This window comes from Mycolicibacillus koreensis (genome assembly GCF_002104795.1).
Lineage (GTDB): Bacteria > Actinomycetota > Actinomycetes > Mycobacteriales > Mycobacteriaceae > Mycobacterium > Mycobacterium koreense.
In genome coordinates this window covers 39,736-52,036 of sequence record NZ_NCXO01000005.1, presented here as the reverse complement: position 1 = coordinate 52,036, position 12,301 = coordinate 39,736, and the positions used below count along the sequence as shown (strand labels likewise).

Annotated in this window: 15 protein-coding genes; 11 read left to right on the top strand and 4 right to left on the bottom strand. The window is 71.7% G+C overall.

Annotated elements, in window-relative coordinates; genetic code table 11:
• Positions 1-25: 25 nt before the first annotated feature.
• Positions 26-1,387: a M20/M25/M40 family metallo-hydrolase gene (locus B8W67_RS03615; RefSeq protein ID WP_085302304.1), complete on the top strand. Its 1,362-nt coding sequence runs from the start codon at positions 26-28 to the stop codon at positions 1,385-1,387.
• Between the two features lie 20 nt (positions 1,388-1,407).
• Positions 1,408-1,944, top strand: a complete 537-nt coding sequence (locus B8W67_RS03610; protein ID WP_085302302.1) for a YbhB/YbcL family Raf kinase inhibitor-like protein — start codon at positions 1,408-1,410, stop codon at positions 1,942-1,944.
• A gap of 43 nt (positions 1,945-1,987) precedes the next feature.
• On the opposite strand, the gene B8W67_RS03605 is transcribed toward B8W67_RS03610, so the two are convergent.
• The 3 genes from B8W67_RS03605 to B8W67_RS03595 are packed head-to-tail and all read right to left on the bottom strand — an operon-like array spanning position 1,988 to position 4,314.
• The gene (locus tag B8W67_RS03605; protein ID WP_174254725.1) at positions 1,988-3,061 is read right to left on the bottom strand and encodes a quinone-dependent dihydroorotate dehydrogenase; all 1,074 of its coding nucleotides are present in this window, start codon (positions 3,059-3,061) and stop codon (positions 1,988-1,990) included.
• Positions 3,062-3,304, bottom strand: coding sequence for a DUF5703 family protein (locus B8W67_RS03600; protein WP_069390833.1), 243 nt, complete (start codon positions 3,302-3,304; stop codon positions 3,062-3,064). It lies immediately after the preceding gene.
• Complete coding sequence (locus tag B8W67_RS03595) at positions 3,301-4,314, bottom strand: YncE family protein (protein WP_275329553.1); 1,014 nt, start codon at positions 4,312-4,314, stop codon at positions 3,301-3,303. Before B8W67_RS03595 ends, B8W67_RS03600 begins: the two co-directional genes overlap by 4 nt.
• 174 nt (positions 4,315-4,488) lie before the next feature.
• On the opposite strand from B8W67_RS03595, the gene B8W67_RS03585 reads away from it, so the two are divergent.
• The 9 genes from B8W67_RS03585 (at position 4,489) to B8W67_RS03545 (ending at position 11,145) form a co-directional block, all read left to right on the top strand.
• Positions 4,489-4,791 carry a hypothetical protein gene (locus B8W67_RS03585; RefSeq protein WP_069391000.1) on the top strand — a complete coding sequence of 101 codons (303 nt, stop codon included), beginning with the start codon at positions 4,489-4,491 and terminating at the stop codon, positions 4,789-4,791.
• Positions 4,792-4,853: 62 nt separating this feature from the next.
• Complete coding sequence (locus B8W67_RS03580) at positions 4,854-5,681, top strand: undecaprenyl-diphosphate phosphatase (RefSeq protein ID WP_085302348.1); 828 nt, start codon at positions 4,854-4,856, stop codon at positions 5,679-5,681.
• Positions 5,678-6,373 carry an Rv2135c family putative phosphatase gene (locus B8W67_RS03575; RefSeq protein WP_069390834.1) on the top strand — a complete coding sequence of 232 codons (696 nt, stop codon included), beginning with the start codon at positions 5,678-5,680 and terminating at the stop codon, positions 6,371-6,373. Before B8W67_RS03580 ends, B8W67_RS03575 begins: the two co-directional genes overlap by 4 nt.
• A gap of 43 nt (positions 6,374-6,416) precedes the next feature.
• Positions 6,417-6,998 (top strand): Rv2134c family protein, encoded by a 582-nt coding sequence (locus tag B8W67_RS03570; RefSeq protein WP_069390835.1) that lies wholly within the window; start codon positions 6,417-6,419, stop codon positions 6,996-6,998.
• The gene (locus tag B8W67_RS03565) at positions 6,982-7,800 is read left to right on the top strand and encodes an Rv2133c family protein (RefSeq protein ID WP_085302296.1); all 819 of its coding nucleotides are present in this window, start codon (positions 6,982-6,984) and stop codon (positions 7,798-7,800) included. The genes B8W67_RS03570 and B8W67_RS03565 overlap by 17 nt, the downstream gene beginning before the upstream one ends.
• 127 nt (positions 7,801-7,927) lie before the next feature.
• The gene (locus B8W67_RS03560; RefSeq protein ID WP_234806652.1) at positions 7,928-8,632 is read left to right on the top strand and encodes a 3'(2'),5'-bisphosphate nucleotidase CysQ; all 705 of its coding nucleotides are present in this window, start codon (positions 7,928-7,930) and stop codon (positions 8,630-8,632) included.
• Positions 8,633-8,656: 24 nt separating this feature from the next.
• Positions 8,657-9,904 carry a cysteine--1-D-myo-inosityl 2-amino-2-deoxy-alpha-D-glucopyranoside ligase gene (gene mshC, locus B8W67_RS03555; RefSeq protein ID WP_069390838.1) on the top strand — a complete coding sequence of 416 codons (1,248 nt, stop codon included), beginning with the start codon at positions 8,657-8,659 and terminating at the stop codon, positions 9,902-9,904.
• A 23-nt stretch (positions 9,905-9,927) separates the two neighbouring features.
• Positions 9,928-10,875 (top strand): SDR family oxidoreductase, encoded by a 948-nt coding sequence (locus B8W67_RS03550; RefSeq protein ID WP_085302292.1) that lies wholly within the window; start codon positions 9,928-9,930, stop codon positions 10,873-10,875.
• Between the two features lie 42 nt (positions 10,876-10,917).
• Positions 10,918-11,145, top strand: coding sequence for an acetone carboxylase (locus B8W67_RS03545; protein ID WP_069390839.1), 228 nt, complete (start codon positions 10,918-10,920; stop codon positions 11,143-11,145).
• A gap of 199 nt (positions 11,146-11,344) precedes the next feature.
• On the opposite strand, the gene B8W67_RS03540 is transcribed toward B8W67_RS03545, so the two are convergent.
• Entirely contained in the window at positions 11,345-12,211 is an 867-nt protein-coding gene (locus B8W67_RS03540; RefSeq protein WP_372507482.1) for a PAC2 family protein, read from the bottom strand.
• Positions 12,212-12,301 lie beyond the last annotated feature (90 nt).

The following is a 12,301-nucleotide window of genomic DNA, read 5'->3' as shown; positions in this document are numbered from 1 at the left end:
CCCGGCGGGCCCGACGGCGGGTGCAATGGTAGGAACGGTGAGTGTGAACCCTGCCCCGAGCGTCCCGGCCGCCCGCGATGAGGTGGTCGAGTTCGTCAGTCGGCTGATCCGGTTCGACACCACCAACACCGGGGAGCCCGAAACCACCGTCGGGGAGGCCGACTGCGCCCGCTGGGTAGCCGCGCAACTCGAGGCGGTCGGCTATGAGACCGAATACGTCGAATCCGGGGCACCCGGGCGCGGCAACGTGATCACCCGACTGGCCGGCGCCGACCCGAGCCGCGGAGCGCTGCTGATCCACGGCCACCTCGATGTGGTGCCCGCCGAGCCCGCCGACTGGAGTGTGCACCCGTTCTCCGGGGCGGTGGAGGACGGCTATGTGTGGGGCCGCGGCGCCGTCGACATGAAGAACATGATCGGGATGATGATCGCGGTGGCCCGCCGGTTCAAACGTGCCGGGGTGGTGCCGCCGCGTGATCTCGTGTTCGCGTTCGTCGCCGACGAGGAGGCCGGTGGGCGCTTCGGGGCGCAGTGGCTCGTCGAGCACCGCCCGGACCTGTTCGCCGGGGTCACCGAGGCGATCGGGGAAGTCGGCGGCTTCTCGTTGACCGTGCCGCGCCGCGACGGCGGCGAGCGCCGACTGTATCTGATCGAGACCGCCGAGAAGGGCATGCGCTGGATGCGGTTGACCGCCCGCGGGCGCGCCGGGCACGGCTCGATGATCCACGACGACAACGCGGTCACCGCCGTCGCCGAGGCGGTCGCGGCGCTGGGCCGCCACCGGTTCCCGCTGGTGCTCACCGAGGCGGTGGGGGAGTTCCTCGCCGCGGTGGCCGAGGAGACCGGCCACGACTTCGACCCGGCGTCACCGGACTTGGAGGGCACGATCGCCAAACTCGGCCCGATCGCGCGACTGATCGGGGCCACACTGCGCGACACCGTCAACCCCACCATGCTGGCCGCCGGATACAAGGCCAACGTCATCCCCGCGGTCGCGGAGGCGGTGGTGGACTGCCGGGTGCTGCCCGGCCGGCAGGCCGCCTTCGAGGCCGAGGTCGACGAGCTGATCGGCCCGGACGTCAGCCGCGAATGGATCACCGCGCTGGACGCCTACGAGACCGGATTCGACGGCGACCTGGTCGACGCGATGAACGCCGCGCTGCTGGCCGTCGACCCCGAGGCCCGCACGGTGCCCTACATGCTGTCGGGTGGCACCGACGCAAAGGCGTTCGACCGCTTGGGAATCCGGTGTTTCGGGTTCATCCCGCTGCGCCTGCCCCCGGAGCTGGATTTCACGGCGCTGTTCCACGGTGTCGACGAGCGTGTGCCCGTCGACGCCCTGCGGTTCGGCACCGAGGTGCTCGAACATTTTCTGACCCACTGTTAGCACACACGAAAGGAACATCGATGAGCACGAATGCATCGCCGGACCCCTACGCCGCGCTGCCGCAGCTGCCGAGCTTCACCTTGACCTCCACCTCGATCACCGACGGTCAGCCGCTGGGCAACGCCCAGGTCTCGGGCATCATGGGCGCCGGTGGCGAAGACGAGAGTCCGCAGCTGAGCTGGTCGGGATTCCCGGAGGAGACCCGCAGTTTCGCGGTCACCGTCTATGACCCCGATGCCCCCACCGCGTCGGGGTTCTGGCACTGGGCGGTGGCCAACCTGCCGGCCACCTGCACCGAGTTGCCCGCTGGCGTCGGGGACGGCAGCCTGCTGCCCGGTGAAGCGCTGACCCTGGTCAACGACGCGGGGATGCGCCGCTACGTCGGTGCCGCCCCGCCCGCCGGACACGGTGCGCACCGCTACTACGTCGCGGTGCACGCGGTGAAGGTGGAGAAGCTGGAACTGTCCGAGGACGCCAGCCCGGCGTTTCTGGGATTCAACCTGTTCATGAACGCCATCGCGCGCGCCGTCATCGTCGGCACCTACGAGCAGCGCTGAACGGCACTGCGTAAGACCCGCGGGGCTGGCTCGATGCTGCCGCTCAGCGCACCGCCGAGCCGACCGCCTCGGTCAGTGAGGTGAACCCGCCGGCGCGCAGGCGCGCGGCCAGCGCATCGTGAATGCGCTTGACCCACAGCCCGCCGCCGTAGACGAAGCCGGTGTAGCCCTGCAGCAGCGACGCCCCGGCAGTGATCCGCTCCCAGGCGTCGTCGGCGGTCTCGATGCCACCGACGCTGATCAACACCAGCTGGTCGCCCACGCGGGCGCGCAGCCGGCGCAGCACCGCCAGCGACCGGTCGGCCACCGGAGGCCCGGAGATCCCGCCGGGGCCCAGCGCATCGACGTCACCGGTGGCCAGCCCGGCCCGCGACACCGTGGTGTTGGTGGCGACGATGCCGGCCAGGCCCAGCTCGACGGCCAAATCGGCGATGGCGTCGACGTCGTCGTCGGAGAGATCCGGGGCGATCTTCACCAGCACCGGGGTGGTGGTCTCCGCGCGCACCGCCGCCAGGATCGGGCGCAGCGCATCCACCGCCTGCAGGTCACGCAGCCCCGGGGTGTTCGGCGAGCTGACATTGACCACCAGGTAAGCGGCCCGGGAGCCGAGCAGCCGGGCGCTGTAGCGGTAGTCGTCGACCGCCCGCGCCGGCGGGGTCAGCTTGGTCTTGCCGATGTTCACCCCGATCGGCACGCCGCGCTGCGCGGGGCCGGCCGCGGCCAGCCGGGTCGCCAGGGCGGCCGCGCCGGCGTTGTTGAACCCCATCCGGTTGAGCAGCGCCCGGTCGGCGGGCAGCCGGAACAGTCGCGGTTTCGGGTTGCCGGGCTGCGCTTCGGCGGTGACGGTGCCGATCTCGGCGTAGCCGAACCCGAGTGCCCCCCAACTGGTGATCCCGGTGCCGTCCTTGTCGAACCCGGCTGCCAGCCCCAGCGGGCCGGGAAAGCGCACACCGAACACGGTGCTGGCCAGCACCGGGTCCGACGGCGCCAGGGCGTGCTGCAGCCGCCGGCGCAGCGGCGCGGGCGCGGTCGCCCCGCGCAGCGCGGCGAATACCAGGGTGTGGATGCGTTCCGGCGGCACCGTGAACAACAGTTGCCGCACCAGGCGATAGGCCATCTAATGCTCCGGTTGGTCGAGGAGATGTCGTGTTTTCTTGCGGCGCAACAACACCCGTCGGCTTCCGTCGGTGTACAGCCGCACGCGGGTCAGCTCCCAGCCGCGGTACTCGGCTTCGATCGACAACCTGATCGAGGCGGTCAGCCGCGACACCTCCGGCGGCAGGCGCAGCGGCACCCACTCGTAGTCGTCGGAGAGCCCGCTGCGCCACCCGGCCGGCCACCGGCCCACCGTCGAGCTCACCGCCGCCGTTCCGGGTGCTCGATCACCTGCACCCCGTCGCCGACACCGGAGACCACATACAGGGTGTCGGCGGCGTCGTCGAAGGCCAGCACATTGGGTTGTCGCACGGTCGGATAGCGCACCTTCTCCACGGGGATCCCGGTGCTCAGATCGTAGCCAACGACGGTGTTGGTGCCGGTCTGCGCCACCCACGCCAGAGTGGCCGAGCCGGCCAGGCCGTAGGGATCCTCGGGCACCGGGTAGGCCTGCCGCATCACCAGCGGGTCGGCGCCGAACACCAGCAGCTGGCCGCCGCGGGTGTCGACGGCCAGCACCCGTCCGGCCGGGTCGGCGGCCAGCGTGGTAGCCCCCGATCCGGCGCGCAGCGACTGCCGTGGGTCGCCGTCGGGGCCGATCGCGGTCACCGACGTCTGCCCACGGTCGAGCACCACCGCCACATCGCCGTCGGTGACGATCGCGTCGACCCGGGCGAAGTCCCGGTGCCGTTTGGCCACCGCGGTCTCCGAAGCCATCGTGTACACGGTGCCGTCGGCGCTGCCGAGCACCAGGTTGCCGTCGGCGCGCCGCGCGATCGCGGTGAACTCGACATCGCCGGCGTCGTCGACATCGATCCGGTTGGCGTGCCCGGCCGCCAGGTCGACGACGAAATAGCCGCCCCGGGTGGCCAGATAGGCGGTGCCGTTCCCGTCACCGGTGAGCGCACTGGCCGGACCCGGCAGCGCGATGCTGTGCACCTGGCCCCCGTGCAGGATCGCCAGGCTGGTCGGGGTCTGCGGATCCGCACCGGGGACCAACACCGCCAGCCCGGCGCCGGGATCGACGATCGCCGCCCGAGGCTGGCCGGCCAGCGGATACACCGTCCCGGCCGGTGGGTGGGCGGTCGGCGGGGATTCCGCGGGGGTGGCCGCGGGGATCGTGCGGGGGGCGGTGTCGATGGGGTTCTGTGAACACCCCACCGCGGCGAAAACCACCGCGGCCACCAGCGCGACGACCAGCGCCCGCCCCGGCAGCGACGAGCGGCGGATGCGACTGGCGAGGTTGGGCAACGGAGAAACCTTCGGTGTTCGGGGAACCGGGATCGGTCCCGAGTGTAAGGAACGGTACGTGCCACCAGCGCGAAACGCCCGCCGCCCCGCGTGCCGGTAACCCCGACACGCACCAGGCTAAGAGGTATGGTCGAGCGTATGACCCTTGCCGCAGATCGGCCGCAGATCGGCCAGGAGTTCGTCATCGAGGACATGTCGACGGGGGTTTTCGGCAGTGGCTTCGGTGCTGTGGGTGACGGACGCAGTTTCGCCTTCCGGGTGGACCACCAGGCGTTGACCGTCGAGGTCTACCGGCCCCGGCTGGCCGGGCCGGTGCCGCAGGCCGAGGACGTGGTGGCCACCGCCACCCGGCCGCTGATCGGCATCGACGTCTGCGACGAGCGCAGCCTGGCCGCGGCGGTCCGCGACGCGGTCGCCGACGCCGAGCCGGTAGCCCGCTGAACCCGTTCCCCTGACCTCGGCGGCCCACCGGTACGGTCATCGGAGTGTCGGTGGTCGAGGAGATGTCGTGGCTGCAGACCATCGTGTTGGCGGTGGTGCAGGGGCTGACCGAATTCCTGCCGATCTCCTCGTCCGGGCATCTGGCGATCACCTCGCGGCTGTTCTTCGACGCCGACGCCGGCGCCTCGTTCACCGCGGTCACCCAACTGGGCACCGAGGCGGCGGTCATCATCTACTTCGCCCGCGACATCGTCCGGATCGTGCGGGCCTGGTTCTCCGGGCTGCGCTCACCGGCGCACCGCGGCGCCGACTACCGGCTGGGCTGGTACGTCATCGTCGGCACCATCCCGATCGGGGTGGCCGGACTGGTGTTCACCGACCTGATCCGCTCCGGGGCGCGCAACCTGTGGGTGGTGGCCACCGCCCTGGTGGTGTTCTCCGCGGTGATCGCGGCTGCCGAATACCTCGGGCGCCAGACCCGTCACGTCGAGCAGCTGCGGCTCTCCGACGCGCTGATCGTCGGTGCCGCCCAAATGCTGGCGCTGGTGCCCGGGGTGAGTCGGTCGGGGGCGACGATCAGCGCGGGACTGTTCCTCGGGCTCGACCGGGAGCTGGCCGCCCGGTTCGGGTTTCTGCTGGCCATCCCGGCGGTGTTCGCCTCCGGGCTGTACTCGCTGCCCGACGCGTTCCACCCGGTCAGCGAGGGGATGAGCGCCACCGGGCCACAACTGCTGGTCGCGACGCTGATCGCGTTCGTGGTCGGCTACGCCGCGGTCGCCTGGTTCCTGCGGTTTTTGGTCAGCCACACCATGTACTGGTTCGTCGGCTACCGGGTGCTCGCCGGGATCGCGGTGATGGTGCTGTTGGCGACGGGGGTGCTCACCACATGACGGTGCTGTTGGTCCGCCACGGCCGCTCCACCGCGAACACCGCGGCGGTGCTGGCCGGACGCTCCGCGGACGTGGACCTCGACGACACCGGGCTCGCGCAGGCCGAGGCACTGCCGCAGCGGCTGGCCGGTCTGACGATCAGCGCGATCGTGCATTCGCCGTTGCTGCGGTGTCGCCGCACGGTGGCGCCGCTGGCGGCGGCGACGGGGCTGGCCCCGACCGCCGACGAGCGGCTCATCGAAGTCGACTACGGCTCCTGGACCGGGCGCCGCCTCGCCGAGCTGACCGACGAGCCGCTGTGGCGGGTGGTGCAGGACCAGCCCAGCGCCGCCGTCTTCCCCGACGGGGAGTCGCTGGCCGCGGTGCAGGCCCGCGCGGTCGCCGCGGTCCGCGAGATCGATCGCCACCTGGCCGCCGAGCACGGCGGCGACGTGCTCTGGGTGGCCTGCACCCACGGCGACGTGATCAAGGCGGTGCTCGCCGACGCGGCCGGAACCCACCTGGACCAGTTTCAGCGCCTGGTCGCCGACCCGGCGTCGATCAGCGTGATCCGCTACACCGCGCGCCAGCCGTTTGTGTTGCACGCCAACCACACCGGAGAGCGATTGACCGCCGCGCTGCGGCCACCGGCCGCCCCGGACGACGGCACCGACTCCGCCGACACCGCCGTCGTCGGCGGGACCACCGACTAGAGGAGCCTCGGCCGGTTGCCCCGGCCGGTATTTTGGAACTGCCATGCCCCGTGCCATCCACGTCTTCCGCAGCCCCGATCGGTTCGTCGCCGGCACCGTCGGGCAGCCCGGGGACCGCACTTTTTATCTGCAGGCGGTCCACGACACCCGCGTCATCTCGGTGGTGCTGGAGAAGCAACAGGTCGCGGTTCTCGCCGAACGCATCGACGCGCTGCTGGTCGAGGTCAACCGGAGGTTCGGCACCCCCATCCCGCCCGAGCCCGACGCCGTGGCCGACCTCGAGCCGCTGATCACCCCGATCGAGGCCGAGTTCCGGGTGGGCACCATGGGGTTGGGCTGGGACTCCGACGCGCACACGGTGGTGGTGGAGCTGCTCGCCGTCAGCGACACCGAATTCGACGCCTCGGTGGTGCTCGACGACACCGAGGAGGGCCCCGACGCGGTCCGGGTGTTTTTGACCCCCGAGTCGGCGCGGCAGTTCGCCAGCCGCTCCAACCGGGTGATCGCTGCCGGTCGCCCGCCGTGCCCGCTCTGCGACGAGCCGCTGGATGCCGACGGTCACATCTGTGCGCGCACCAACGGCTACCGGCGCGGCTCCTGGGCCGGTGATGACCCCGTCGGCTGAGGTCCGTGCTGCGCTCGACGACGGTGAACTCGAGGTGCTGGGACGGCTGCGCGCCGCCAGCAACGCCACCTTCTTATGCCAGGTGAGCGTCGGCGACGTCGCGGTGCACTGCGTGTACAAACCGGTCGCCGGCGAGCAGCCGCTGTGGGATTTCCCCGACGGCACGCTGGCCGGCCGGGAACGTGCCGCCTACCTCGTCTCGGAGCACCTGGGCTGGAACATCGTGCCCTACACCGTCATCCGCGACGGTCCAGCCGGCCCCGGCATGGTGCAGCGCTGGGTGGACGACCCCACCGACGGCACCGACGACGCCCCGCCGGCGGATCTGGTCGACGTGGTGCCGGCCGGGCGGGTCCCCGCGGGCTATCTTTCGGTGCTCGACGCCTACGACTATGCCGGAGCCGAGGTCACCTTGATCCACGCCGACGACCCCCGGCTGTACCGGATGGCGGTGTTCGACGTGCTGATCAACAACGCCGACCGCAAGGGCGGGCACATTCTGCCCGGCGCCGACGGGGCGCTCTACGGCGTCGATCACGGGGTCGCCCTGCATGTGCAGGACAAACTGCGCACGGTGCTGTGGGGCTGGGCCGGCAAACCGGTCGACGAGGACACCTTGGCGCCGGTCGCGCAGTTGGCCGCCGACCTCGATGACGGCACCGGTGAACTGGCCGCCGCACTCGCCGAGAACATCACCGCCGCCGAGGTCGGCGCGCTGCGGCACCGGGCGCGTGCGTTGCTGGCCGATCCGGTGATGCCCAGTGCCGATCGTCACCGCCCGATTCCGTGGCCGGCGTTTTGACCGCGAGCACCCCAGCGGTGCGCGGCTGCGCGACGCCCCCGATACTGGGACGGTGACCACGACTCCCGCCGAGCAGACCGATGCGGCGCTGGCCGCCACCGTCGCCGAGGACGCCGGCCGGCTGCTCATGGAGGTGCGCGAGGAGGTCGGGTTCGACTCGCCGTGGGATCTCGGCGACGCCGGCGACAAGCGCGCCAACACGCTGATCCTCAATCGGCTGCGCGCCGCCCGCCCCGGCGACGCGATCCTCAGCGAGGAATCCCCGGACAGCCGGGCGCGTCTGCACGCCGACCGCGTCTGGATCGTCGACCCACTCGACGGCACCCGCGAATACTCCACGGTGGGGCGTAGCGACTGGGCGGTGCACATCGCGCTGTGGCAACGCGACGGCGGTGACGGCGCCATCACCGACGCCGCGGTCGCCGTGCCGGCCGCCGGTCAGGTGTATCGCAGCGACACCGTGCGTGCCGGGGAGCTCACCGGCACCCCGGCGACGGTGCGGGTCGCGGTCAGCGCCACCCGGGCCCCGGCGATCCTGCGCTACGTGCACCGGTTGGTGCCGCTGGAGCTGGTGCCGATCGGATCCGCCGGCGCCAAAGCGATGGCGGTGGTGCGCGGCGATGTCGACGCCTACCTGCACGCCGGCGGCCAGTGGGAGTGGGATTCGGCCGCGCCCGCCGGGGTGGTGTGGGCTGCCGGGCTGCACGCCTCCCGGCTCGACGGGTCCCCGCTGCGCTACAACCGGCCCGACCCCTACCTGCCGGACCTGCTGATGTGCCGCCCGGATGTGGCCGCGCCGCTGCTCGACGCCATCCGGCAGATCATGGCCTGAGCGGCACGTCTTACAGTCGACGGTATGCACTCTTGGTCGGCGGCCCCCGTTCCCGTGCTGCCCGGGCACGGTCCCCAACTGCGGCTCTACGACACCGCCGACCGCGCGGTGCGCCCGGTCACCGCGGGGCAGACCGCGACCATGTACGTCTGCGGCATCACCCCCTACGACGCCACCCATCTGGGCCACGCCGCCACCTACCTGGCGTTCGACCTGATCCACCGGGTGTGGCTGGATAACGGCCACCGGGTGCACTACGTGCAGAACATCACCGACATCGACGACCCGCTGTTCGAACGCGCCGCCCGCGACGGCATCGACTGGCGCGCGCTCGGCGACCGCGAGGTGGCGCTGTTCGCCGAGGACATGGCCGCCCTGCGGGTGCTGCCGCCGCACGACTACGTCGGGGCCACCGAGGTCATCGACGAGGTCATCGAGCTGATCGAGAAGCTGCTCGCCGCCGGAGCCGCCTACCAGCTGTCCACCGCCGACGGCAGCGACTACGCCGACGTCTACTACCGGGCCGGTGCCACCCGCCAGTTCGGCTACGAGTCGAACTACTCCCACGAGCTGATGCTGGAGTTGTTCGCCGAGCGCGGCGGGGATCCGCAGCGCCCCGGCAAATCCGATCGTCTCGACGCGCTGTTGTGGTCGGCGGCGCGGCCCGGCGAGCCGAGTTGGCCGTCCCCGTTCGGCGACGGTCGGCCCGGCTGGCATGTGGAGTGTTCGGCGATCGCGCTCAACCGTCTCGGCATCGGCCTGGACATCCAGGGCGGCGGGTCGGACCTGATCTTCCCGCACCACGAATACTCCGCCGCGCACGCCGAATCGGCGACCGGGGAGCGCCGCTTCGCCCGCCACTACGTACACGCCGGAATGATCGGCTGGAACGGGCACAAGATGTCGAAGAGCCGCGGCAACCTGGTGCTGGTCTCCGCACTGCTGGCCGACGGGGTCGAGCCCGCCGCGATCCGGCTGGGGTTGCTCGCCGGGCACTACCGCGCCGACCGGTCCTGGGACGACACGGTGTTGGACCAGGCCACCGCGCGGCTGGCGCACTGGCGGGCGGCCACCGCGCTGCCGGCCGGCCCCGACGCCACCGACGTGATCGCCCGGCTGCGCCGCTACCTCGCCGATGACCTCGACACCCCCGGCGCGCTGGCCGCCGTCGACGGGTGGGCCACCGACGCCCTGGACTACGGCGGGCACCACCAGGGCGAGCCCGCGGCAGTGGCCACCGCCGTCGACGCCCTGCTGGGGGTGACGTTGTAGGCGCGCCCGGGTAGCGTTCCGCCATGGGCTCTGGCGATGACACCGTCGTGGACACCGTCGTATTGATCACCGGAGGGGCCGCCGGGATCGGCGCCGCGTTGGCCCGCCGGCTACACGCCCAGGGGGCGTCGCTGGTGCTCACCGACCTCGATGCCACGGCGCTGGACGCCACCGCGGCGAGCCTCGGCGGGCAGCGGGTGCACACCGCCGTCGCCGATGTGCGCGACCTGGCGGCGATGCAGGCCGCCGTCGACGCCGGGGTGGCGCGGTTCGGTGGGCTCGACGTGGTGGTGGCCAACGCCGGCATCATCAGCGTCGCCTCGCTGCTGCAGGTCGATCCCGGCGCGTTTCAACGGGTCCTCGACGTCAACGTCGTCGGGGTGTTCAACACGGTGCGCGCGGCGCTCCCGGCGGTGACGGAGCGGCGCGGCTACATGCTAATCGTCTCCTCGCTGGCCGCCTACGCCGCCGCGCCCGGGCTGGGCGCCTACGCGGCATCCAAGGCGGCGGTGGAGCAGCTGGCCAACGCGCTGCGCCTGGAGGTCGCCCATCACGGCGTCGCCGTGGGCTCGGCGCACATGTCGTGGATCGACACCGCGATGGTGCACGACACCCAGGCCGACCTGTCGACCTTCGACGAGATGATCACCCGGTTGCCCCCGCCGCTGAACCGGACCACCTCGGTGGAGGACTGCGCGGCGGCGTTGGCCGCCGGGGTGGCCGCGCGTCGCCGCCGGATCAACCGGCCCCGCTGGGTGGGAGTGGTGCGCTGGCTGCGCCCGTTGCTGTCCACGTCGGTGGGCGAGGCGCCGGTGCGCCGGTTCGTCGCCGACCTGCTGCCCCGGATGGACGCCGAGGTCGCCGCCTTGGGCCGATCCACCAGCGCCCACACCGAAGCGCTGGAACACGCCGGGGACCACGACCAGCCCGCCGGTCCGGGTGGGGAAGGGTTGCCGCCGCCGCAGGGTTGAACCCTGTGATGGCGTGACCGTGCACCTACAGGAAGGACCGGCGTGACCGACCCGAACCCCACCCCCGGCCCCGAGGAGCTGGTCTGCTCGGCGAAGGGCTGCCAAGCCCCGGCCGCCTTCCAGGTGGTGTGGAACAACCCCAAGATCCACACCCCGGACCGGCGCAAGATCTGGCTGGCCTGCCCGGAGCATCGCCAATACCTCTCCGAATACCTGGGCCGGCGTGACTTCCTGCGCGAGGTGGTGCCGGTGGACCCGGACCCGCAGTAGCTGGGCCGTCAGCCCCGCACCGTTAGCTCCATCCCGTTAGCTCAACGCTGCTGGCTCAAGGTTTGTGCAGTCAGGGCGATGAAAAGCCCACAATCGTCGCCGTGAGTGCACATACCTGCGCCGTGAGTGCACATACCTGTGCCTGGTTGGGTCGTGACGGCCGTGATCGGGCCGACGGGGGTCAACCCAACGGCGTGCCTCAGCGCCGGCGGCGCCGCAGGTAACGCTCGAACTCCGCGGCCAGCGCATCCCCGTCGATCTGGCCGAGTGCCTCGTGCATGTCGACCTCGGCGTCGCCGCGTTCCTCCAGGGACGCCACGTAGTCGGCGATCTCTTCGTCCTCGGCGGTCATCTCGCTGACCAGCTGTTCCCACTCCTCGGCCTGGGCGGGCAGGTCGGCCAGCGGCACTTCGATGTCGAGGACCTCCTCGACGCGGCGCAGCAACGCCACCGTGGCCTTCGGGTTCGGCGGCTGCGACACGTAGTGCGGCACCGCCGCCCAGAACGACACCGCCGGGATGCCGCGGCTCACACAGATCTCCTGCAGCACCCCGGCGATCCCGGTCGGCCCCTCATAGCGGGTCTCGGTCAGGCCGAACCGGGCTGCGGATTCCGCCGAGTACGCCGCCCCGGAGACCGGCACGGGGCGGGTGTGCGGGGTGTCGGCCAGCAGCGCCCCCAGGATCAGCACCGTGTCGACACCGAGGTCTTCGGCGGTGTCGAGCAGCTCGGTGCAAAATGTGCGCCACCGCAGGTTCGGCTCCACCCCGTGCATCAACACGATGTCCCGGTCGGCGCCGGGCGGGCGACAGTAGGCGATCCGCATCGACGGCCACACCAGCGCGCGGGTCACCCCGTCGACAAGCCGGATGACCGGGCGGCTGACCTGGTAGTCGTAGTAGCCCTCGTCGTCGATCTCCACGATCGGCACGCCCGCCCACACCGTGTCGAGGTGCTCCAGTGCGCCGGTGGCGGCGTCGCCGGCATCGTTCCACCCCTCGAACGCGACCACCACGATGGGGTCGTGCAGGTCGGGCAGCGCAGGGCCATCGGGCGGTCTGGTCACGGAAATCAGCCTACGGCGTGCGGCCCGCGCCTTGGAGCCTTCGTGTTGGAGCCGTCGTGCCGGCCCCGCACGACGAAGTAGACTCTTCAG

What these genes read in the sequence shown, in the direction of transcription:
- B8W67_RS03615 (WP_085302304.1), top strand. Translation starts at nt 26, where the DNA reads ATGGTAGGAACGGTGAGTGTGAACCCTGCCCCGAGCGTCCCGGCCGCC.
- B8W67_RS03605 (WP_174254725.1), bottom strand. Translation starts at nt 3,061, where the DNA reads ATGGCCTATCGCCTGGTGCGGCAACTGTTGTTCACGGTGCCGCCGGAA.
- mshC (WP_069390838.1), top strand. Translation starts at nt 8,657, where the DNA reads ATGCACTCTTGGTCGGCGGCCCCCGTTCCCGTGCTGCCCGGGCACGGT.
- B8W67_RS03585 (WP_069391000.1), top strand. Translation starts at nt 4,489, where the DNA reads ATGACCCTTGCCGCAGATCGGCCGCAGATCGGCCAGGAGTTCGTCATC.
- B8W67_RS03580 (WP_085302348.1), top strand. Translation starts at nt 4,854, where the DNA reads ATGTCGTGGCTGCAGACCATCGTGTTGGCGGTGGTGCAGGGGCTGACC.
- B8W67_RS03570 (WP_069390835.1), top strand. Translation starts at nt 6,417, where the DNA reads ATGCCCCGTGCCATCCACGTCTTCCGCAGCCCCGATCGGTTCGTCGCC.
- B8W67_RS03560 (WP_234806652.1), top strand. Translation starts at nt 7,928, where the DNA reads ATGGAGGTGCGCGAGGAGGTCGGGTTCGACTCGCCGTGGGATCTCGGC.
- B8W67_RS03610 (WP_085302302.1), top strand. Translation starts at nt 1,408, where the DNA reads ATGAGCACGAATGCATCGCCGGACCCCTACGCCGCGCTGCCGCAGCTG.
- B8W67_RS03575 (WP_069390834.1), top strand. Translation starts at nt 5,678, where the DNA reads ATGACGGTGCTGTTGGTCCGCCACGGCCGCTCCACCGCGAACACCGCG.
- B8W67_RS03565 (WP_085302296.1), top strand. Translation starts at nt 6,982, where the DNA reads ATGACCCCGTCGGCTGAGGTCCGTGCTGCGCTCGACGACGGTGAACTC.
- B8W67_RS03550 (WP_085302292.1), top strand. Translation starts at nt 9,928, where the DNA reads ATGGGCTCTGGCGATGACACCGTCGTGGACACCGTCGTATTGATCACC.